This window comes from Paenibacillus sp. y28, from assembly GCF_037137075.1.
Classification (GTDB): domain Bacteria; phylum Bacillota; class Bacilli; order Paenibacillales; family NBRC-103111; genus JBBBNV01.
On record NZ_JBBBNV010000005.1, the window covers coordinates 109100 to 129670 of the forward strand.

Consider the following 20571-nt stretch of genomic DNA (forward strand, 5'->3'; position numbering starts at 1 on the left):
ACAGAGAAGAAGTATTTAGTACAGAATAGCTCGGGACACAATGACCAGCAGGATGAACAGAACGAGGATCGTGCCAGTGGAAGTAAAGAAACCGCCGCAGCCTGCAGCTACAGGAGCAATGTTTTCGCCACAAGACATTTGCTTTCACTCCTTTCCGGAACCGGAGGGTCACCTGACACTTCTATACTATGCCCGAGGCCGGTAAAGGTCTGTGCATACACCCACCTCCACCAAAGATAGGCCCCAGTCCTCTCAGCCGGCCGGCGGATGGTGGCGTAGAGGCGGCGCTGGCTGCGGCGTGGCCGGCTGCTTCGGCAGCGTCCGGATAGCCGACAGCAGACAGAGCGCGATCATCAGCACCACAAAGGCGATGAAGTACGAGGACACGTTATCACGCAGCTGGCCGGCCAGGGTCGGGCCGAAGAAAGCGCCGATGGACAGCGCTACGGATAAAATCGAGAACACGCGTCCATAGCGTTCCGGTCCGGTCAAGTAAATAAGCAGGGAGGCCATGGCTGGAAAAATAACCCCTTTGGCCATCCCGATGAGCAGCAGCGAGCCGTACAGCGGCACAGGCCAATGGACCGCCATACCGAAAAACACAAGGGCGAGCGCCAGCGAGCCGATAATCGTGCGGGCCAGCGGGGAGTAGCGCTGTAAAAACATCATGCTTAAGGTGATCAGCGCCCCGACACTAATCATGGAGAACAGCAGTCCTGAGGTAAGCAGGGAGCTCTTGGCCGCGCTCATCAAGGGCAGCTCGAAGGAGATGATGCCCTGCGAGCATGAAATCGCCAGCGGAATACCGAAGAATAACCAGGGTATTCCGGATCGTATGCTCTGGCTGCCGGAGGACATGCCTGCCGCCGCCGCTCCGTAAGCAGGCCGCTTGCCGTGCAGAGGGATTGGAGCCGGGACCGCAGGTGCGGCGGAGGGATTCGGTTTCATCCCGGCCGCAGCCGGCTTTATATCCCGCAAAAACAACGCTGCGAACAGGCCTGTGGCAATGAGTACCCAGCCAAGCACAGTAAAGGCCGTGGCAAAGCCGATCTGAGCGACCAAATAAGCGCCGGCAGCCGGGGAGAAGACGGAAGCAATCGTATGTACAAGCCCGTTGCCTGCCATCAGCTTCCCTTGCATCAGCGGATCTTGACTGAGCTTTGCCAGCAGGGATTGGCATGCCGGGGACAGAAAGGCCAGCACAAAGCCGCTTACCGATCGGACTGCAAGCAGCTGCCACGGATCTGTCACCAGAGACTGCACCAATAGTACCGCCCCTGCAATGATCAGACTTGTCACGATAAACGGCTTGCTGCCATAACGGTCTACGCCGAACCCCGCGAGCAGATTGCCGGGCAGATGGGTCAGCGAATAAATGCCCATGATCAGCCCGATAAAGGATGGCGCCGCGCCGAGCGATAATGCAAAGGGGGATAAGATGGGATATTGCGCATGCAAATCAAAAATAGCCACAAACATAAAAAAGTACAGCCAAACCGCTGTTTTCAAAACACCTCTCCTCCTCTCCAGCCTCCTCCTATACTTGTACGCATCTTGTCCGCTGCATATGACCGGACCATAGAAAAGAGCCGCGAATATGAAGCGCTTACAATATTCACACCATCTTCACACCGGATGTACTAGAATGAACCTAACCGAGCCATCAGCGCTTTCGTTGGGGCTGCAGCCGGAAGTTTATCGAGAATTATGTATACCCGGCACATGGCACGCTTCTGGAAGAGCGGTGAGCAACAACGTTGGGAATGGACGGGATAGAACAGTGCAGCTCCGCGATCGTGGTCGTCTTTGCAGACGGATTGTTACAATACGGCTCAGCATCAAGTGAAAAATCCGGCTGGAACAAATGGAATGGGGGGGTTCTGTGTGATAAGAAAAAGCTTGTTCTTGCTTGCGGCGGCCCTGTTAGCCGTCAACACTGCATGCACCGGCTCGGAGCGGGCAGCGGGAGATTTGTCCCGGCAAAAGGCCGGAGAGGAGAACCAGGTCGAATTAGTGCTTTATTCTACGGCGGCTACATCCGAGGAAGAGGTCAGGCTGAAATTCAGCGACCCGATTGAAAAGCAATTTCCCCATGTAAAAATCAAGTATATCCGCAAAGACAAGGGCACCAATATTGAGGAGCTGATTGCAGCGGGCCAAACCTTTGACCTTTACTACGAAAGCGTGGCCTTCTTCAACACAGTCAAGACATACCAGCTTGCCTATGATATGTCCGGGCTCATGAAAAAGTCGAATCTTGATTTGAGCGCATTCGAGCCTACCATGATCGACTATGCCAGAGCGATGTCGGGCGGGCAGGCGATTTACGGGCTGCCGGTCTGGTCGCAGAACGTTGTATTGTTCTACAACAAGGATATTTTCGACAAGTTCGGCTTGCCTTATCCGACGAACGGCATGACGTGGGATGAACTGGGGGAGCTGGCGAAGCAGCTTACCCGGACAGATGCGGGCAAGCAGTACCTCGGCTTTGCCGCTTCTCCGGCCCATATGCTTCGGGCGAACCAATTCTCCGCCACCTTCCTGGACCCCAAAACAGACCAGCCGACCATTAATACGAGCGACAGCTGGAAGCAAATTTATGAAACCTATTACATCCGGCCTGCCTCCGATCCGGGCTATAAACATGCGATGGCCGGCTTGAAAAACAAGCTCCCCTACAAGGACCCGTTCCTGAAGGATCGGAATTTGGCGATGTTCGCTTATTTGTCAGATCTGGACTGGGCGGCATCCGGGGCGGAGGGCTTGAACTGGGATATTGCGGCGCTGCCGGTCTTCAAGGAGCTGCCGGGAATCGGCTCCTCGGCTTATCCGTTTTACTGGGGCATTACGGAGCAGAGCAAGCATAAGGATGAAGCGATGGAGGTGATTAAATTTTTGACCGGCAAGGAATATCAGACGCAGCAGGCCCGCAGCGGAACCATGACCACGCTGAACGATGAGGGGATTAAAAGGCAGTTCGGCCAGGATAGCAAGCATAAGGACAAAAACCTGGAAGCCGTATTTTTCAACAGCTATGCGAAGCTGCCCTCGAAATCCCAATATGAGAATGACGCGCAAAAAGCGTACGAGGAAGCGGTGCATGAGGGGGCGCTGGGCGCCACGGACATCAACACCTTGTTCCGCAAAATTGAAGAAACCGCTGCGAAGGCCGTTGATGCGGTCAAGGCCAAAAAATAGACATTCAAGCCGAGCAGCACATCTTTCCCTTGGGAGGCGATGCCACGATGGCCCGTATACTCATGCATCACGTCTATAAGCGGTACGGCAAGGAGAAACAGATTGCGGTGAAGGATTTCCATCTGGAGATCAGGGATAAGGAGTTTCTTGTTTTCGTCGGCCCTTCTGGCTGCGGCAAATCAACCACGCTGCGTATGATTGCCGGACTGGAGGATATTACAGAGGGGGAAATTTATATCGGGGATACCCTGGTGAATGATCTCCCGCCCAAGGATCGGGACATTGCCATGGTGTTTCAGAATTATGCCTTGTACCCCAATATGAGCGTGTATGAAAATATTGCGTTCGGGCTGCGGCTTCGTAAAATGCCCAAGCATGAAATCGACCTGGCCGTCAAACGGGCGGCCCGTGTACTTGAAATTGAGAATTATTTGACCCGCAAGCCGAAGGAGCTCTCCGGCGGACAGCGGCAGCGCGTAGCGCTGGGTCGGGCGATCGTGCGCAACCCGCAGGTGTTCCTGATGGATGAGCCGCTCTCCAATCTGGACGCCAAGCTGCGGGTTCAGATGCGGGCCGAGATTATCAGGCTTCATAAGCAGCTGGGCGTTACGATGGTGTATGTCACCCACGATCAAATCGAAGCGATGACGATGGGGGATCGGATTGTCGTCATGCGGGATGGCATTATTCAGCAGGTGGATACGCCCGAGATGATTTACACGCAGCCGGCCAATACCTTCGTTGCCAGCTTCATCGGATCGCCGCCGATGAATTTCATTTCAGGCCGATTACATGAAGGGCACGGCGGTACCATTGCGTTCCATACAAGCCGGTTCGCGCTCGAAATTCCGGATGGGAAAAAGCATCAGCTTATCACACACAAGCTGATTGGCAAGGTAGTGACGCTCGGCATCCGCCCGGAAAATGTCAGCCTGGACGAAATCGTATTTCAGGCGTTTCCGCGGGCCGTCATTCCCGGCGTTCATAATATTAGCGAGCTTATGGGGGCGGACCGCTTCGTGCATTTGGATATCGGTCAGGAGCGCATGCTTATCGTGAGGGCCAATCCCCGTTATCATTTTGCGGAGGAGGCCAAGGTAAGCGTCGCCGCCGATATGTCCAAGGCGCTGTTTTTTCACGCGGACACCGGAGAGCGCATCACGGACTGAAGCTGCCGGCGGCATGCTGGTTCAGCACCGTCATTTGACGCCGCACTGCACGCTGGACTGGCGCATGGTGCGGGAAAGGAGGCTTGGCGCAGTGAACAAGCAATACATCGGCCGTCTGGGGAAGCGGGGACTACCAGTGCTGCTTACAGCGTGCCTGCTGATCAGCAGCCCTGACCTGCCTGCGGCTGCGGAAGGGAAGCTTCCGGCGGCTGCGGCCGTCCCGGCGGTGAAGGAGGAGACGAAGCAGCCGCCGCGTGCGGGCAGCCTGAGCAGGCTATCCCGGCTGACGGAAGCCGAGCCCTACTATGCGGCCGTGCTTCAGAGCCTGCAGCAGCAGAGGGTGCAGCCTGGCGCAGCCCCGCTGACTATCCGGGCGGCAGCTCCGATCCGGCAGTCGGAGCCTGTTCTCCGGCCTGCCGCCTATGAAGGAAAACAAGAGGTGCTGCTCTGGAACACGGGCAAGCCGTCCTGGGCCGAATATGAGATTGAGGTGCCGGCGGACGCTTTGTACGAAATCGAGCTCACGTATCGTCCCGTGACACAGTACGGCTTCCGGCGGCCTGTTACGCTGCATGTTACCGTAGACGGCAAGCAGCCGTTCCGGGAAGCGCGGTCGGTCACCTTGTACCGGAAGTGGAAGGATCTGGACCTGATTAAACAGGATACCGACGGCAATGACATCCGTCCGCGCTCACTGGATGTGAGTGAATGGGCCGCCGAGTCATTGACCGATTCGGCCGGAGCCTACGCCCGTCCGCTGCAGTGGTTTTTTGCCAAGGGAAAGCGTACCCTGCGGCTGGAAACCTCCGATGCCGTGGCACTGGAAGCCATTCGTCTCGTGCCGCAGCAGCCGCTTGAGGCCTATGAGCAGGCGGCTCAGCAGGCTCCACAAGCGAAGCCGGTACAGAGCAAGGGTCTTGTGCTGCAGGCGGAGTCAGGCGCGGTCAAGAACGATTCGGCGATTCAAATTGCTTCCGATACGGATCAGCGCACCGTTCCGTTAGCGGCGGGACGAATTGTGTTCAACTCCATCGGCGGGAAGAAATGGTCTGCCCAAAACCAGGAGCTGACCTGGACGTTTGAAATCCCGGAAACGGGAAACTACAAGCTGGCCTTCCGCGCCTTGCAGAATACACTGTCCCAGAAGGCTTCATTCCGCCGCATCCGCATTGACGGCCGGGTGCCGTTCCAGGAGCTGCTTACGTACCGCTTTGATTATGACACCGCCTGGAAGGGCAGAGTACTTGGTTCCGGCGAGGGCCGGCCTTACGAGTTTTATTTGGAAAAGGGCAAGCACACGTTATCGCTGGCCGTGACGCATGATCCGGTGAAGCATATCATTCTCGGCACGGAGCAGGCTGTTGATTTGCTTCGTGAAGCAGACCAGGATTTGAAAGCCCTTACCGGAAAGCAATCCGATGCGAACCGGACCTGGCATATGGCCGAGGAGATGCCGGATTTGCCGGAACGGCTGAGCCGGGCGGCGGAGATGATTGACAGGCTGGAGAAGGACACCGTTCAGGTTAACGGCGCCATCGACACCGTCAGCCAGTCCTATGCGACCTCCGCGGATGATCTTCGCGATTTGCTGAACAAAGTGGACGACATCCCTTACCGGGCTGATACGATAGGCACAGTCATGGAGCGCATCGGCAAAAATATGGATACGCTGGTGCAGCAGCCGCTGCAGCTGGATGAAATCTATGTGACACCAGTCGAACAGCCGTTTCCGAAGATGGAGGCTTCGCTGTTTGCCCGGGCGAAGGGCTTGGTCCTGAATTTCTTTTATTCGTTCCAACCGAAGAACCATCTGGGCGAGATGGACGATCAGGTGCTCAATGTGTGGGTGCAGCGCGGACGGGACTATGTCACTCAGCTGCAGGAGCTGACCGACGAGCTGTTTACGCCTGAGACCGGGGTGAAGGTTAAGGTGAACCTGCTTCCGAATGCCCAGCTTCTCGTTCTATCGAATGCGGCAGGCAAGCAGCCGGACGTTGCGCTTGGGCTATCCCAGGATTTGCCGGTTGATTATGCCATTCGAAACAGCGTATACGATATCTCGGCGTTTCCGGATTTTCAAGAGATGTACAGCCGGTTCAGTCCCGGCTCGTGGCTGCCGTTTTATTACAATAAGGGTTATTATGCTGTGCCGGAAACCCAGTCGTTTCAGGTGCTTTACTACCGCAAGGACATTCTGGACCGGTTGGGGCTTGCAATTCCGGACACGTGGGACGAGGTGTACGACATGCTTCCCGCGCTGCAGCAAAACGGCATGAATTTTTACGTGCCGCCTAAGGAATTCATGCCGTACTTTTATCAGAACGGGGCCGAGTTTTTCAATCCGGACGGTCTTACGGCCGCGATGGATTCGCCGCAGGGGTTTAAGGCGTTCAAGCAGTGGACCGACCTGTTTCATATTTACGCGGCGGACCGGGAGGTAACCAGCTTCCTGCAGCATTTCCGGAAAGGAACGATGCCCATCGGAGTATCCGACTATAACATGTACGTTCAGCTTTCCGCAGCTGCACCCGAGCTGAACGGCTCCTGGGGAATTGCCTTGCTGCCGGGAACGAAGCAGGCGGACGGCACGATTGCCCGCTGGGCGGGAGGCGGACAGACGACGGGCGTTATTTTTAACTCCTCTACGAAAAAGGAAGAAGCCTGGACATTTTTAAAATGGTGGCTGTCGGCAGACGTTCAGGAGCGTTACGGGGCGGATCTGGAGGCGTTTAACGGGGTGGCGTTCCGCTGGAATACGTCTAGTGTAGAGGCGTTTGCGAAGCTGCCCTGGAAGCGGGAGGACGCTAACATCATCCTGAACCAATGGATGTGGTATAAGGATATGCCGAATGTGCCGGGCGGCTATTATTTGACCCGGGAAATTACCAATGCCTGGAACCGGACCGTGGTGGACGGGATGAATTACCGTTCCTCGCTGGAGATGGCGGTGATGGATGTAAACCGCGAGCTGCGACGCAAGCAGCAGGAATTCGGCTATATGGATGCGGCGGGCCATGTGACGAAGACGATGCCGCTGCCGGTTGTAAACAAGCCGTGGGAAGGGGTGAAGCCGTATGTCAAATAACCGGGAAGCAGCGGCGCTTGCCGGACAGGCGGCTGTGAGCCGGACGGAGCTCCCGCCCCTCAGGAAATGGCTTGTCCGGGTATGGCGCTGCCGGGCCTCCTATTTATTCATCGCGCCGTTCATGCTCTGCTTCGCCGCGTTTATTCTGATTCCGGTGGCAGCGGCTGTTGTGCTCAGCTTCACCTACTTCAACGCCATCGAATCTCCTCGCTTTATCGGCTGGACCAACTTTCAGAACCTCATTTCCCAGGACCTGCTGTTCTTGAAATATGCGCTGCCCAACACCTTCAAATTTGCTCTTCTCGTCGGGCCCGGCGGCTATATCGCCGCGTTCCTGCTTGCCTGGCTGATTAGCCAGCTGCCGGGCGGGCTGCGCAAATGGTTCGCGCTGGCTATGTACACCCCGTCCTTGACGGCCGGGATTGCCATGTCTATTGTTTGGCTGCCAATGCTGACCGGCGACCGTATCGGCTACCTGAACAGCCTTTTGCTCCGAATCGGATTCATCGACCAGCCGGAGCTGTGGGTGACCGATAAGGCGCATTTGATGGGCTCTATGATCGTCGTGACGCTCTGGTCCAGCATGGGGGTCGGCTTCCTGGCGATGCTGGCCGGGCTGCTGAATGTCAACCCGGAGCTGTATGAGGCCGGGCGTATTGACGGCATGAGCAGCCGGCTGCAGGAAATAGGGTACATTACGATTCCCTCGATGAAGCCGCAGATGCTGTTCGGCGCGGTCATGGCGATCGTGAGCACCTTCAAGGCCGGAGCTATCGGTGTGGAGCTGTCGGGCACAAATCCGACTCCGCAGTATGCGGGCCACCTTATGATGAATCATATTGACGATTATGGCTTTATCCGTTTTGAAATGGGCTACGCTGCAGCGATTTCCGTATTCCTGCTTGCGGTGATGTATATGTCCAACCGGTTCTGCTGGGGGCTGTTCGGCCCGAAGGAGGGAGAATAGATGGAGGCGCTGCCCAAAAAAATCCTGCCGCTGCTCCGGCAAAAGCCGCGCAGGCTGAAGGCGGTGGACGGCTTTCAGCAGGTGCTGACCGTTCTGCTGGTGCTGCTGTCGGTGTTTATGCTGCTGCCGCTGGTGTACATTTTTAACCATGCTCTGAAGCCGTATCACGAGCTGTTCGTATATCCGCCTAATTTTTTCGTGCGGGGTCCGACGCTGGACAGCTTCAGGGAGCTGTTTCTGGTCGCTTCCGTCTCGACGGTCCCGATGACCCGTTATTTGTTTAACAGTGTCGTCATTTCGGGCCTGGCCGTCGTCGGGGTAACGACCGTCAGTGCGCTGTGCGCTTATCCGATTTCCAAGCACTCTTTTCCGGGCAACAGGCTGGTGTTCTCGACGATCATTTTGACGCTGATGTTCGCGCCGGAGGCGGTTCAAATTCCGCGTTATCTGGTTGTCAGCGAGCTGGGGCTGATGAATACGTATCTCGGCCATATTTTGCCTCTGGTGGCTATGCCGGTCGGGGTTTTCCTGATCAAGCAGTTTATTGACCAGCTTCCCGGAGAGCTGCTGGAGGCGGCCAAGCTGGACGGGGCTTCGGAGCTGCAATTATTTGCGCGGATTGTCCTTCCGGTTTGTATGCCGGCCATCGCGACGGTCGCCATCCTGACCTTTCAGGCTTCCTGGGGGAATACGGAAACCTCCACGCTGTTCATGCAGGATGACGAAATGAAGAATTTTCCGTTTTTTTTGACCACACTGACGAATCATTTGGCCAACAATGTAGCCAGACAGGGAGCGGCGGCCGCAGCGGCGCTTGTGATGTTCGTTCCGAATCTAATCATTTTTTTGCTTTTCCAAGGGAAGGTCATTGCGACCATGGCGCATTCCGGCATTAAATAGGCTCGGGGAAAGGAGGGTTACGATGCGGTTTAGCATGCGAAGGCACAAGCGGATTTGGGCAAGCCTGCTGGCACTGCCGCTTCTGCTGGCGCTTGCGCCGGCGGCGCTGGCTTACATGCCGTATGTTACAAACTATAAGGATGCTTACGGCCGGCTCGTCTGGACCCAAGCGGCTTATACGCCCGTTGATGCGGTCGGGGGCGACCTTTTCCTGCCGGACCCGAAGGAGCCGGGCAAGCTGGCGTATTCTCCCCTGAGCCAGCCGAGGGATTTGTTCATCGACAGCCGCAACCATCTGTACATTGCAGACACCGGCAACAACCGGATCGTGCATCTGGACGAGAACGGCGGCTTCGTAAGCGCCATCGTGCCGGACAGCGGCACTCTGAACAAGCCGGAGGGTGTTTTTGTCGATAGAGCAGGCGCTTTGTACGTGGCCGACACCGGGAATAAGCGTGTCCTGCGAATGGATGAGAGCGGCATCGTGCAGCAGGAATACAAGCGGCCGGAATCCAGGCTGATTCCGGAGAGCTTCAAGTATGATCCGATCAAGGTTGCCGTAGATAAGCGGGGGTTTCTGTATATTACTACGCTCGGGGGCTATCAGGGGCTGCTTCAGCTTGATCCGGAAGGCGAGTTTCAGGGCTTCTTCGGGGCCAACAAGGCGGAGTTTACGGCGATGGATGCGATTAAACGATTGCTGTACACCCGGGAAATGTATGCGCGCGAGATTAGCAAGCTGCCCGGCTCCGCCAGCAGTGTGCACATTGATCAGAACGGCTTTATTTATACGGTCACTCAACATGTGGAAACCGGCCAAATCAAAAAGCTGAACATGGCCGGAAAGGATTTGCTTGCCTCCAAAAGCGAGTATGCAGATGAGGAAGCAACGGAGAAAAGCTACGGCGAAATCCGGTTTAAGCCGAAGGATAAAACCAAGGTCCCGGCCCTAAGCGATGTAACGGTAGATGCGGACGGCAATATGACCGCGATTGATTCCGCGCTGAAGTATATCAGCCAGTACGATGCCGGCGGCAACCTGCTTTTTTTCTGGGCGGGCGATGCCTCGCCGAATGCGAAGCTGGGCCTTGTTAAAACGCCGTCGGCTATTGCCAATAACGCCGAGGGCGACCTGTTTATTCTCGATCAGGAGAATGGCATCGTCCAGCGCTTCCGGCTGTCCGAGTTCGGGTCGCTTGTACACCAGGCGAACCGGTTGACTCAGGATGGACGCTATGAGGAGAGCGAGAAGCTGTGGGAGGAGGTGCTGCGGCTGAATGGCGGCTACACGCCCGCGATTCTGGGTCTGGCCAAGGCGGCGTACAAAAAGGGCGAGTACCCGAGGGCGCAAAGACTGTTTTATGAGGCCGGTCATCAGCCGGGCTATTCCGACGCCTTTTGGCAGGTCCGGCTGTTGTGGTTCCAGCGCCATTTCGGGCTGCTTATGAATGTGTTCATCGGGGCTGCCGTTCTGATTTTTTTATCGGACCGGCTAACGCGAAGAACGGCTTGGCGCAGGCAATGGAAGCAGCGGAAGCGGTCGGCCCATCCCTTTATCGTGCAGGTGCGGCATTTGTTTTATTTGCTGAAGCATCCGCTCGACGGCTTCAGCGCCATCCGGTATGAGCAGAAAGGCGGAGGCTGGATGAGTCTGCTGCTCTTCATTCTGGGGCTCATTTCGTTTGCAGTCATGCGGGCCTTTACCGATTTTACTTTTAACACGGACGCCATCATGGACTTGAGCCTGATTACCGTGTCGATTCAATTTATGGTGATCTGGATTGGCTGGATCGTCTCCAATTATTTAATCAGCTCGATTTACCGGGGGGAAGGGCGGTTTCGCGATGTCGTGTACGGAACGTCATACGCGATGCTTCCGCTTGCTTTAGTAGGACTTCCGCTAACATTGCTGTCGCATGGCTTGACGCTTAGTGAAGCGGCCGTATTCCATTTTCTCCAGGCGGGGGTCTTTATTTGGGTCGGCGTTCTGCTATTCTGGAAGGTTCAATCGCTGCAAAACTACAGCGTCGGAGAAGCCTCGATGAATCTGTTCCTCTCGCTGACGACGATGACGCTGCTTGGAGTTCTTGTCTTCATTACGTTCGGGCTGACCAGTGAGCTGCAGGACTTCGTGTATTCCATTTATCAGGAGGTGACCATCCGGTGAGAACAAGGAGCACACGCAGACGATGGCTTATCGCGGTCCCTCTGCTGCTGACCGCAGCGGTTAGCGTGACGCCGCTGCTTCAGCAGCCGGAGCGCTTGGCCCTCGCTGCAGCGTCATCTGCGCCGGATGCGGTGAGACCGGCTGGAGGCGAAGCTGCGCCAGTGAGTGCAGGCGGGGCGGCCCCGGGGACCGCAGCCGGTGCAGGCGAAGCGGGACCCTCAGGCGGAGCTGAGCCGGAGAAGGCAAGTGGGGCGTCCGATGGAACGGCAGCCGCTGCAGGCGGGGCGGCCCCGGGGACTGCTCCCGCCGCCGCTCCGGGAACCGCGGGCTCTGTCAGCGCGGATAAAGCGAAGCAGGAGCTTCCGGCGGACAGCAGCTTCCGCCAAGTTGCGGCCTCCGCTCAGCTGGAGCTGTGGTTCGACCGCCAGTCCGGTCACTTCCAGGTCCGGGATCACCGCAGCGGCGGCGTATGGCGCTCCTATCCGAACCCCGCCGATTGGGCCAAGGAAACGATGAGCGGCACATGGCGCAACAATTTGCGCTCCCCGGTGATGCTGGAATATATCGATATGGACAATTTTAAATCCCAGCCCAAGATTATCAGCTTTGCGGAGGACAAGGGCACCGTGGAAAGCTTCGAAGCAAGACCTGGCGGCTTCCGGGCGGTTTATCATTTTACGGCATCCAGAATCAACATTCCCGTCGAGGTGAAGCTAACCGACGATTATTTGGATGTCAGGCTGCTGCAGGAGGCAATGACTGAAGAGAAGCTCCGTGTGCTGAATGTGAAGCTGTTTCCGATGCTTGGCGCGGAAATGTCCGGCGGACAGGACGGGTATTTGCTCGTTCCGGACGGATCGGGCGCCCTCATACGGTTCAAGCCAAACCGTACCAATGACAAAACAATTTACCGCGAGGACGTGTACGGCGCGGATTCCTCATTTTACGGGGAACGGACCGGCCGGCAGGAGGTGAAGATGCCGGTGTTCGGCATCAAGTCGGGCAATCAGGGGCTGATCGGCGTAATCACCGGCGGTGAAGAATACGCCAAGGTATTTGCTTCACCGGGAGGGGCATACGGACAAAGCAATTGGGCGACAGCCGAATGGCAGCTCCGGACGAAATTTTATCAGAGAACGAGCAAGAAAAAAGAAACCGGCTTCTATACCTACAACAAGGAGCCGTTCCAAGCAGACCGCTCTGTGCGTTACTATTTCCTGGACGAGGGCCATAGCGATTACGTCGGGATGGCAGCCAAATACCGGGAGTACCTCATGCGGGAGCATCAGCTGAAGCCCCTGCAGCCCGGCGCAGGCGGCAAGCTGCCGATGTTCATCGATATTATCGGGGCTGACCGGAAGAAGGGTCTGCTTTGGGACACTTATTTAAAGGGGACGACCACCTCGGAGGCGATGGAAATGGTCAAGCGGCTGTACGGACTCGGGATCGAGAATATGTCCGTGCAGTATCTGGGCTATCAGAAAAACGGCTACAGCTCGTTCGGGGGGCTGCTTCCCGTCGACGAGCGTCTGGGCGGGAACAACGGAATGAAGCAATTTATCGACTTCGCACACTCCTTGAACATTCCGGTGTATTTGGGCGCCAACTATACGATAAACAACAATGATCGGGACGGCTTCCGGGCCAAATATGAAGGGCTGCGCAATTTGGCGGGTACGCTGCAGCAGTTCACCGCCTATTCCAGCGGGGAGCAAGTGACGATGGTCAGCCCGAGATTTTATCAGCAGGTCATTCAAGAGGATCTGGCTGAGATAGAGGCGCTTGGTGCGGACGGCGTGTACTTTGAGGATGGAATCGGCCGTTATCTGGATAGTGATTTCAATGACCGTTATCCCTCGACGCGCAGGGAAACGAAGCAGATTCAGCAGGAGATACTGTCCGAAGTCAAGCATACCCTGGGCGGCGTCCGGGGGGACAAAATCAACTTCTTCGGGCTGGGCAGCGTGAATCATATTCAGCGGATGCCGGATGATTACTCCTACGATTTGTTTATGGACGAAGCGGTCCCGTTTGCTCAAATTGCGGTGCATGGCCTGATCACGTATACGTCCGACTGGATTAATATGCGGGATCAGTACCGCCGGGATTTCCTGAGAGCGATTGAGTACGGCTTCTATCCGAGCTTTACCTTTACAAGCTCCCCCCAGCAGGAGATGAAGGGCGCCTACTGGATTTGGTATTACAGTATGAACTACCGGGACTGGGAAGCTAAAGCGGTGGAAGAATATCAGCGTTACAACGAGGCGCTTGGCGATGTGCAGAACAAGTTCATTGTGAATCATCGCGCCATAGAGCCGAATGTGATGGAAACCGTATACGAGGGCGGCAAACGTGTCATTGTGAACTACAATCAGCAGCCGGTCCAGGTGGAGGGGGTCACTGTGCAGGCGCAGGACTTTGTGGCGTTGCCCGGGGGAGGGAAGCTGGAATGATACGCAGACGCAGGCCCGGTGCGGTCGCCGTGAGGCAGCTGGAAGGCTCTGTTTTTATTGCGCCTTGGATTTTCGGCTTTCTTGTTTTTATCGCTTTTCCGCTCGGCTATTCCTTATCTATGAGCTTTCAGCGGGTCAAAATTACTGCAGGCGGCATCGAGACTACGCCGGTCGGCCTGCAGTATTACCGTGAGATTCTGCTTGCTGACGGTGGCCTGCTCTACAACGATCTGCTGCCTTTTTTGCGCCAGGTGGTCATCATGATTCCGGTTATCGTGGTGTTCTCGCTGCTTGTCGCTATTTTGCTGAATCAGCGTTTTCTCGGACGCGGTTTTTTCCGGGCTGTATTTTTCCTGCCGGTCATCTTCTCGACGGGACAAATCATTCAGGAGTTCATCACGCAGGGGGAAGGCACGCTCGGGTTTGTGGAGGAGATGGATTTGGGCGGGCTCATTACGACGTATTTGCCGTCGAGCTGGGCCGTGCCAATGGTTAATATTATCAGCTCGTTCGTGCTGGTGCTGTGGTATTCCGGGGTGCAGATTTTGCTGTTTCTGGCCGGCCGGCAGACGATTGCCAAATCCGTCTATGAAGCCGCCCGGATCGACGGTGCCGACCCTTGGGCGACCTTTTGGAAAATTACGCTGCCCGGTATGACGCCGTTCATTGGGCTGAATTTGATTTATACAGTGGTCGACTTGTTTACGTTTCCGTCCAACCCGATTATTTCGAAGGTCAATACGCAAAACTACGGCTTATCCAGCGCCCTTGCCTGGATTTACTTTCTCATTGTGCTGCTGTTTCTGGGGCTGGTTTTCTTCATCTTCAACCGGGCGACAAGGACGGGCGGAGCAAAACGCCATGTACGTTAAACGAATGCAACCTGGGCAAACAAGCCGGAAACAAGGGGAGAAAAGAATACTTGTTCGGAATGGAACGCCGTCAAAGCTTACGTGCAATGGATTAGGAAGGAGGCAAAAGCTATGGAACGAGTCATCCGGAAGTTCAAGGGCGATTTGCTGAGCCGAAACGGATTGCGGCGCAATTCGGTCAGGGCCGCCAGATGGATCGTTGGCCGGGAGGCGGACAAAGGGCTTATTTTTAAGCTGTTCCTGTATTTGATCCTCATCGATACGGCGTTTATTTACATGAAGCCGATATTGTATATGATCTCGACGATGGTGAAGGACGGCGCCAGCTTGCTGGACCCTGCTGTGGTATGGGTTCCCCGGACTTTGTACTGGGGGCATCTGCTGGAAGCGTTCCGGCTGCTGAAATATCCGAGCGGTCTTTTGATCAGTACGATTGTGTCGGTTTCTGTGGCCTGTCTGCAGGTGATTGCCTGCGCCGTCGCTGGGTTTGCGTTTGCCCGGCTCGATTTTCCGTTCAAACGGTTTTGGCTGGTGTGCCTTCTGTTTGCTTTTGTGATGCCGCCCCAGGTGACGATTCTGCCGTCCATCCTGATGTTCAAGGAAGCGGGCTGGATTAACACGTATTTGCCCCTGATTGTACCAGCCGTGTTCGGGCATGGCTTGAAGGGAGCCTTGTTTGTCATTATTTTCCGTCAATTTTTCAGCACGCTGCCGAAGGAGCTGGAGGAGGCCGCCCGGATCGACGGGGCGAATGTGTTCCGGATTTTCCTCCGGGTGATGCTGCCGGTCTCAACACCGGCCATTATCGTTGTGTTCCTGTTCTCGTTTGTTTGGAGCTGGAACGACTTTTATTATCCTTCCATGTACATGTTCGGCGCCAAGGAGGTTCCGCTTTCTATCAGCCTGTCCAAGCTGGCGGCGGCACTGACGGCGGAGGAAGCTCAGGCCGGGCCGAGTATTTTTGCCGAGCCGATTAAGATGGCCGCTTCGTTCCTCATTATTTTGCCGCCCCTGATCGTGTATTCCTTCACCCAGCGCTGGTTTGTGGAGGGAGTAGAGCGTACCGGGCTTGTCGATTAGCAGTACAGTCCAGGCGGATGAAGGCGGCCGAAGCCTCGTTGTTTCATCCGTGTCCTTTAACGATGCGGCGTTTAGATATGGCCAGTGAAAAAAGCCAGTGAAACAATGCAGGCATCCGAATAGTTGATTCTGGTCATTGCAAGAGACACATAAAGGCTGGTGAAGGAGAGCCGGGATGCTTGCGGCAAACCACCTGCATACTGTTCGTTCAATCCGAGTCTGTCCGTTCCGCAGGGAGCGGGCGGACTGTTTGCCGTGATGTAAAGTGAGGTTTTGCCCCGGGCTGTAAGCTGGTTTGCAGTACGATCTTGCTGTTTGGTTTACAAATTTGTAATATAAAGGAACAAGGGCTTCATCCGCTTTACACAAGGAGGAGTGTTATGCATTTTTTGCTTGTGGAGGACGAACCGAAAATCCGTGAGGTGCTGACAGCCTACATCAAAAATGAAGGCTGGACCGTCGATTGCACTGCAAGCGGCACAGAGGCGCTGGAGTGGTTCCGGGAGCGGGAGTACCAGCTTGTGATTTTGGATTTAATGCTGGAGGGGCTGCCGGGGGAAGAGGTATGCGCCAACATCCGCGGCACCTCACTGGTCCCTCTTATGATGATCACGGCCAAGTCACGGGAGGCCGATACGATAGCCGGGCTCAGGCTGGGAGCCGACGACTACATCTCCAAGCCGTTCCGGGTGAAGGAGGTCATTGCCCGGATTCACGCTCTGCTGCGGCGCGCAGGCCAGAAGGAGCGACCGGATCGGCCGGATGCGGTGCCAAGGCTCTCCTTCGATCAGGGCCGGCTTGTTCTGATGCCCGATGCGGGAACGGTGCTTGTCGACGGGCGGCAGGCCAATCTCACGGCTACTGAATTAAAGCTGCTGAGCGTGCTGGTCTCGCGTCCAGGCCGGCTGTTCAGCCGGAATGATTTAACGTACCAGGTGCTGGGGTATACGTTCCAGGGGGACAGCCGCTCCATCGATACCCATCTCAAAAATTTGCGCAAAAAAATTGAGCGTGACCCGCGGGAGCCCCGGTATATTTTGACGCTGGTCGGGGCCGGTTATAAGTTTGCCGCGTCCTCCGATGAAAGGGATGCCTGACCGATGCTGAGCCGCTTCCGCCAGATGCATGTCCTGCTGTTTGTCACGTTAATGGGCTGCTTTTTGCTGATTTTGACAGCGATTTCATTTGTCTATGATATGAATTGGGAAAGTGTCTTCGACGCCTATCAGAATGAACAGCTGCAGATCGAAGCGTACAAAATGATGGACGATATTCGCAATGCCGGATTGACGGTCGGGCCGTACACGGAGGAGCAGGCCGTCTGGCTGACTCGCAGGGCGACCTTGTACGGTATTTTAATCCGGTATGGGGAGGACAGGCGCCAGCCTTGGTTTGATATGTTTACCGGCTCCCAGCCCCCGGGTGAGGTCAAAATGCTGGAATTCCCGGTCGTTGCCCGCGGGGATACGAGGGGCTGGCTGCAGGTGGCCCGGCCGAAGGCAGCGGATGAGCTGGACCCGAACGTGCTCGCTTTTCAAGAATCGATGCGCGTGCGTACAACCTGGGTTTTCATTGCGGCGGCGCTGCTATCTGTGCTGGTCAGCTATGCGGCGGCCCGGCTGCTGTCCAGGCACTTAAACCGGCTGCAGGCCACGGCCTCCAAAATCCGCTTGGGCGACCGGGAGCAGCGTGCACCGCTGAAGGGGCCGGAGGAGGTGCGCCAGCTTGCCCTAACCCTGAATGAGCTGGCTTTGGAGCTGAAGAAGCAGGAGGATTGGCGGCATCACCTGATGGTGGATTTCACCCATGAGCTGCGTACTCCGTTGACCAGCATGCAATCACAGCTGGAGGCGATGCTGGACGGGATATACGAGGTTAACGTGGAGTGGCTGGAGCAAATTTATGAGGAGCTGATCCGGCTGACGCGCCTCATGCTGGATATGGAGCGCTTGTCGGAAGCGGAGGCCGCCCGGTTTACGATGAACATGAAGCGCTGCAATATGGTCGATTTGGCGGAAAGCGTGTACCGCAATTTCTCCTCCATGGCGAAGCAGAAGGGCATCCGGCTGCAGTTCGTCAACCCGTATGTTCCCTGCTACGCCCAGGCGGATCGGGACAAGCTGATTCAGGTTGTCTCCAACATTGTGTCCAATGCCATCAAATACACCCACGAAGGCGGGAGCGTTGTGCTGGCTGTGGAGTGGACGGAGGAGGAGACGCTGATTTCTTGCCGGGATAACGGCATCGGCATTGGCGCGGAGGATTTGCCGTATGTGTTTAACCGGCTGTACCGGGCCGACAAATCCCGTTCCCGGTTTAGCGGCGGTGTCGGCATCGGCCTTTCCATCAGCAAAGCGCTGGCAGAAGCGCATGACGGCCGGATTGAGGTTAACAGCGAGCTGGGCAAGGGCTCCGAATTCCGGGTGTATATTCCTAATTTATACCGGTCTGCGGAGTCCGCCGCCCAGCTGCAGCCGCCCCGGTCAATTGGCTGACATAGGGCGCGTGACTCCCTGCTGCGGGCGCTTACGGATTGGCGCTGCAGATGTACAGTCCGCAGAGCTTGGCGGTGTGAAAGGGTGAAGCAGGTCTGGACTTGTTTCTCCAGTAACCGTACATATAAATCATGCTGCCAGGTCTCACATGCGGCTTCCGCCCCTGGTTACCTGCTATTAGCAATTAGTGCTGGTCCGGCCCTGAGCCGATAATTGCTTTTACGCGGCCGACCTGACCGTCCTGCAGCCGGACCTTGATGCCGTGCGGGTGAGTCGGCGAATTGGTCAAAATATCGCGCACGATGCCGCGGGTGGTTTTGCCGGAACGCTGATCCTGCTTAAGTACAATATCCACCAGCAGTCCGGGTTTGATCTGGCTGCGGGCTTGTCCTGCGTGTAGTGTCATGGTTTATCCATCTCCTTCAAAGTGTGAAAAGCCGCCTCCTGCCGGAACGGCGTTTTCTCGGTTTTCCTTATTATACGATAAAATGACGCTGGCCTATGATTGGAGGACACGTGGCTGATTTCCGTCATGCTCCAACGCACAGGAAGACGGACGTGTGCTTTGATCTACGAGGTTTTCCGTCGAGCCCAACGTTATACTTATACTGCGCGCGATATAGAATTTTTTCTTAAAGCTGGCCTGCCCGTATTATTGGACCGATTTGTGGCTGGAAGCGCGCCTAGGCCGGATGGCTTAGATCCTTATACGTTTTCTTTTAACGTAATGTGGTATAATGGGCACTACATATTTTGTTTGTTGAAGGGAGTATTTTACCCCAGTATGCTGACATTTGAACAAAAGCTGGCCATTATTGAGACCTTCCCGGAGCTGGACCGCAGGCAAGTCTCGCTGGGCCGCATCAATTTTCATTACGAGCAAAGCGTTCACGAGAAAAAAACAGTTGTCTACCACCTTCATCCGAACGGCAACGGATTCGTCTATGCGGGCCTCCTGCCTGATGTTGAAACCGATGACCGGGGGATGGTTAACATCCGGGAATACGAAGCGGACGATTTGCGTGAGCTTATTCGGGCCTCCATTCAGTCCTTGTCCCTTCAAACGGATGAAAATGCGGGAGGCGAGCCTGCCGCAGCAGAAGCTGATACTGAAGAAGAACAACAGCCTGTTCAGGAAGAGCAGTGGGTGAATACCGAGCATGCTCAGCTCCGGCTTGTGCTTGAAGAAGAGATGTGGTACGTCTATGCCGGCCTGAATCTGGACAGCGCCTTCGACACCTATGAAGAAGCGGTTGACTATTTGCGTGAAGAAGGCTTTTCCCGTAAGTAAGAGCACCGGTCAGACACGAAGCGAAAGTCCGGGAATCCGGGCTTTTTTGCTGTGTTTAAATTTGAGAGAAGGCGAGCAGCCAGAATAACTGCTGGAATATTTGCTGGAAGCTTAGCAAGATGGGGACATATGTGATCGGCATGGTCAAGAACGACAACAAGCGCTATCTCGTGAACGGGCAGCGGCTCAGCCTGAAGGAACTATTCGCCGTCGCCCCGCGTGTCGAAGGGGAGAATCGCAACTTCCTTCGGTTTAACTGAACCTCGCTCGCCCCAGGAGTCCTGGTGGTAACCGTGTTTGTCCGCCATCATTCCAAGAACAACGAATGGCTGGCGCTTCTTTCAACCGACCTGAGCCTGACGGCCTCGGACATCATCCGCATTTACCGGATGCGCTGGGACATTGAAGTATTCTTCAAGTGCACCAAATCGCTGCTGCCGCTGCAAAAGGAAATTCCAAGGCCGTTCGTACGAGTTGATCATCAGTCATACGACCGTTGTGTTCTCGCGCTATATTCTGCTCGCTTGGCAGCTTCGGCAAAGTACGAATGCCCGTTCGTTTGGTGGTCTGTTTTATTTGCTTTGCGACGAAGCGGGCACGCTCGACTGGGCTTGACTCCTGCAGCAACTGGTCGATTTGCTCTATGAAGTCGTTACCAAAGCCGGGCTCTCTTTCAACGTCAACTCCAGCAGTGGATCTCAGCTTTACCCAATTACATCCAGGCTTATCTACCAATTTCATGCTGCGAAAGTTGAGTTCGTAATTCACTTTTCTGTTCACCTAATAAACCTGACCTGCTCCAGCGATTCGTCTGCTTTCCAGCAGATGGGCGAAGGGATATGAGGTATTCAAATGAGATAACAAAAAGCAAGGTCATCAGCAGCCGGGCGGGTT

At 55.7% G+C, this 20571-nt stretch carries 15 protein-coding genes and 1 pseudogene; 13 read left to right on the plus strand and 3 right to left on the minus strand.

Features of this window, described 5'->3' with window-relative positions:
- Positions 1-15 precede the first annotated feature (15 nt).
- Positions 16-138 (minus strand): sporulation protein YjcZ, encoded by a 123-nt coding sequence (locus WBG83_RS06890; RefSeq protein ID WP_336743854.1) that lies wholly within the window; start codon positions 136-138, stop codon positions 16-18.
- 114 nt (positions 139-252) lie between these two features.
- On the minus strand, positions 253-1509 hold the full coding sequence (locus tag WBG83_RS06895) for an MFS transporter (protein ID WP_336743856.1): 1257 nt from the start codon (positions 1507-1509) through the stop codon (positions 253-255).
- 375 nt (positions 1510-1884) lie between these two features.
- Here WBG83_RS06895 and WBG83_RS06900 point away from each other — a divergent pair, with 375 nt between their 5' ends.
- The 11 genes from WBG83_RS06900 (at position 1885) to WBG83_RS06950 (ending at position 18386) form a co-directional block, all read left to right on the plus strand.
- On the plus strand, positions 1885-3198 hold the full coding sequence (locus WBG83_RS06900) for an ABC transporter substrate-binding protein (RefSeq protein WP_336743858.1): 1314 nt from the start codon (positions 1885-1887) through the stop codon (positions 3196-3198).
- A 47-nt stretch (positions 3199-3245) separates the two neighbouring features.
- A complete protein-coding gene (locus tag WBG83_RS06905) occupies positions 3246-4367 on the plus strand; it encodes an ABC transporter ATP-binding protein (RefSeq protein ID WP_336743860.1) in 1122 nt (373 codons plus the stop codon).
- Positions 4368-4458: 91 nt separating this feature from the next.
- Positions 4459-7452: an extracellular solute-binding protein gene (locus WBG83_RS06910; RefSeq protein WP_336743862.1), complete on the plus strand. Its 2994-nt coding sequence runs from the start codon at positions 4459-4461 to the stop codon at positions 7450-7452.
- Positions 7442-8419: a carbohydrate ABC transporter permease gene (locus tag WBG83_RS06915; protein ID WP_336743864.1), complete on the plus strand. Its 978-nt coding sequence runs from the start codon at positions 7442-7444 to the stop codon at positions 8417-8419. Before WBG83_RS06910 ends, WBG83_RS06915 begins: the two co-directional genes overlap by 11 nt.
- Positions 8420-9319 (plus strand): carbohydrate ABC transporter permease, encoded by a 900-nt coding sequence (locus WBG83_RS06920; protein WP_336743866.1) that lies wholly within the window; start codon positions 8420-8422, stop codon positions 9317-9319.
- Between the two features lie 22 nt (positions 9320-9341).
- Positions 9342-11486: a YIP1 family protein gene (locus WBG83_RS06925; protein ID WP_336743868.1), complete on the plus strand. Its 2145-nt coding sequence runs from the start codon at positions 9342-9344 to the stop codon at positions 11484-11486.
- Positions 11483-13939 (plus strand): DUF5696 domain-containing protein, encoded by a 2457-nt coding sequence (locus WBG83_RS06930; protein WP_336743870.1) that lies wholly within the window; start codon positions 11483-11485, stop codon positions 13937-13939. Before WBG83_RS06925 ends, WBG83_RS06930 begins: the two co-directional genes overlap by 4 nt.
- On the plus strand, positions 13936-14811 hold the full coding sequence (locus WBG83_RS06935) for a carbohydrate ABC transporter permease (protein ID WP_336743872.1): 876 nt from the start codon (positions 13936-13938) through the stop codon (positions 14809-14811). Before WBG83_RS06930 ends, WBG83_RS06935 begins: the two co-directional genes overlap by 4 nt.
- A gap of 111 nt (positions 14812-14922) precedes the next feature.
- Positions 14923-15891, plus strand: coding sequence for a carbohydrate ABC transporter permease (locus tag WBG83_RS06940; RefSeq protein ID WP_336743874.1), 969 nt, complete (start codon positions 14923-14925; stop codon positions 15889-15891).
- A gap of 380 nt (positions 15892-16271) precedes the next feature.
- Complete coding sequence (locus tag WBG83_RS06945) at positions 16272-16988, plus strand: response regulator transcription factor (protein WP_336743876.1); 717 nt, start codon at positions 16272-16274, stop codon at positions 16986-16988.
- A gap of 3 nt (positions 16989-16991) precedes the next feature.
- Positions 16992-18386 (plus strand): sensor histidine kinase, encoded by a 1395-nt coding sequence (locus WBG83_RS06950; RefSeq protein WP_336743878.1) that lies wholly within the window; start codon positions 16992-16994, stop codon positions 18384-18386.
- Between the two features lie 184 nt (positions 18387-18570).
- Here WBG83_RS06950 and WBG83_RS06955 read toward each other — a convergent pair whose 3' ends face one another.
- Positions 18571-18792 (minus strand): YwbE family protein, encoded by a 222-nt coding sequence (locus WBG83_RS06955; RefSeq protein ID WP_336743879.1) that lies wholly within the window; start codon positions 18790-18792, stop codon positions 18571-18573.
- Between the two features lie 378 nt (positions 18793-19170).
- Here WBG83_RS06955 and WBG83_RS06960 point away from each other — a divergent pair, with 378 nt between their 5' ends.
- On the plus strand, positions 19171-19677 hold the full coding sequence (locus WBG83_RS06960) for a hypothetical protein (protein ID WP_336743881.1): 507 nt from the start codon (positions 19171-19173) through the stop codon (positions 19675-19677).
- 116 nt (positions 19678-19793) lie between these two features.
- A pseudogene (locus WBG83_RS06965) lies at positions 19794-20432 on the plus strand (IS4 family transposase); the annotation flags it as partial.
- Positions 20433-20571: the final 139 nt, after the last annotated feature.

What these genes read in the sequence shown, in the direction of transcription:
- WBG83_RS06920 (WP_336743866.1), top strand. Translation starts at nt 8,420, where the DNA reads ATGGAGGCGCTGCCCAAAAAAATCCTGCCGCTGCTCCGGCAAAAGCCG.
- WBG83_RS06915 (WP_336743864.1), top strand. Translation starts at nt 7,442, where the DNA reads ATGTCAAATAACCGGGAAGCAGCGGCGCTTGCCGGACAGGCGGCTGTG.
- WBG83_RS06955 (WP_336743879.1), bottom strand. Translation starts at nt 18,792, where the DNA reads ATGACACTACACGCAGGACAAGCCCGCAGCCAGATCAAACCCGGACTG.
- WBG83_RS06945 (WP_336743876.1), top strand. Translation starts at nt 16,272, where the DNA reads ATGCATTTTTTGCTTGTGGAGGACGAACCGAAAATCCGTGAGGTGCTG.
- WBG83_RS06935 (WP_336743872.1), top strand. Translation starts at nt 13,936, where the DNA reads ATGATACGCAGACGCAGGCCCGGTGCGGTCGCCGTGAGGCAGCTGGAA.
- WBG83_RS06960 (WP_336743881.1), top strand. Translation starts at nt 19,171, where the DNA reads ATGCTGACATTTGAACAAAAGCTGGCCATTATTGAGACCTTCCCGGAG.
- WBG83_RS06905 (WP_336743860.1), top strand. Translation starts at nt 3,246, where the DNA reads ATGGCCCGTATACTCATGCATCACGTCTATAAGCGGTACGGCAAGGAG.
- WBG83_RS06925 (WP_336743868.1), top strand. Translation starts at nt 9,342, where the DNA reads ATGCGGTTTAGCATGCGAAGGCACAAGCGGATTTGGGCAAGCCTGCTG.
- WBG83_RS06890 (WP_336743854.1), bottom strand. Translation starts at nt 138, where the DNA reads ATGTCTTGTGGCGAAAACATTGCTCCTGTAGCTGCAGGCTGCGGCGGT.
- WBG83_RS06950 (WP_336743878.1), top strand. Translation starts at nt 16,992, where the DNA reads ATGCTGAGCCGCTTCCGCCAGATGCATGTCCTGCTGTTTGTCACGTTA.
- WBG83_RS06940 (WP_336743874.1), top strand. Translation starts at nt 14,923, where the DNA reads ATGGAACGAGTCATCCGGAAGTTCAAGGGCGATTTGCTGAGCCGAAAC.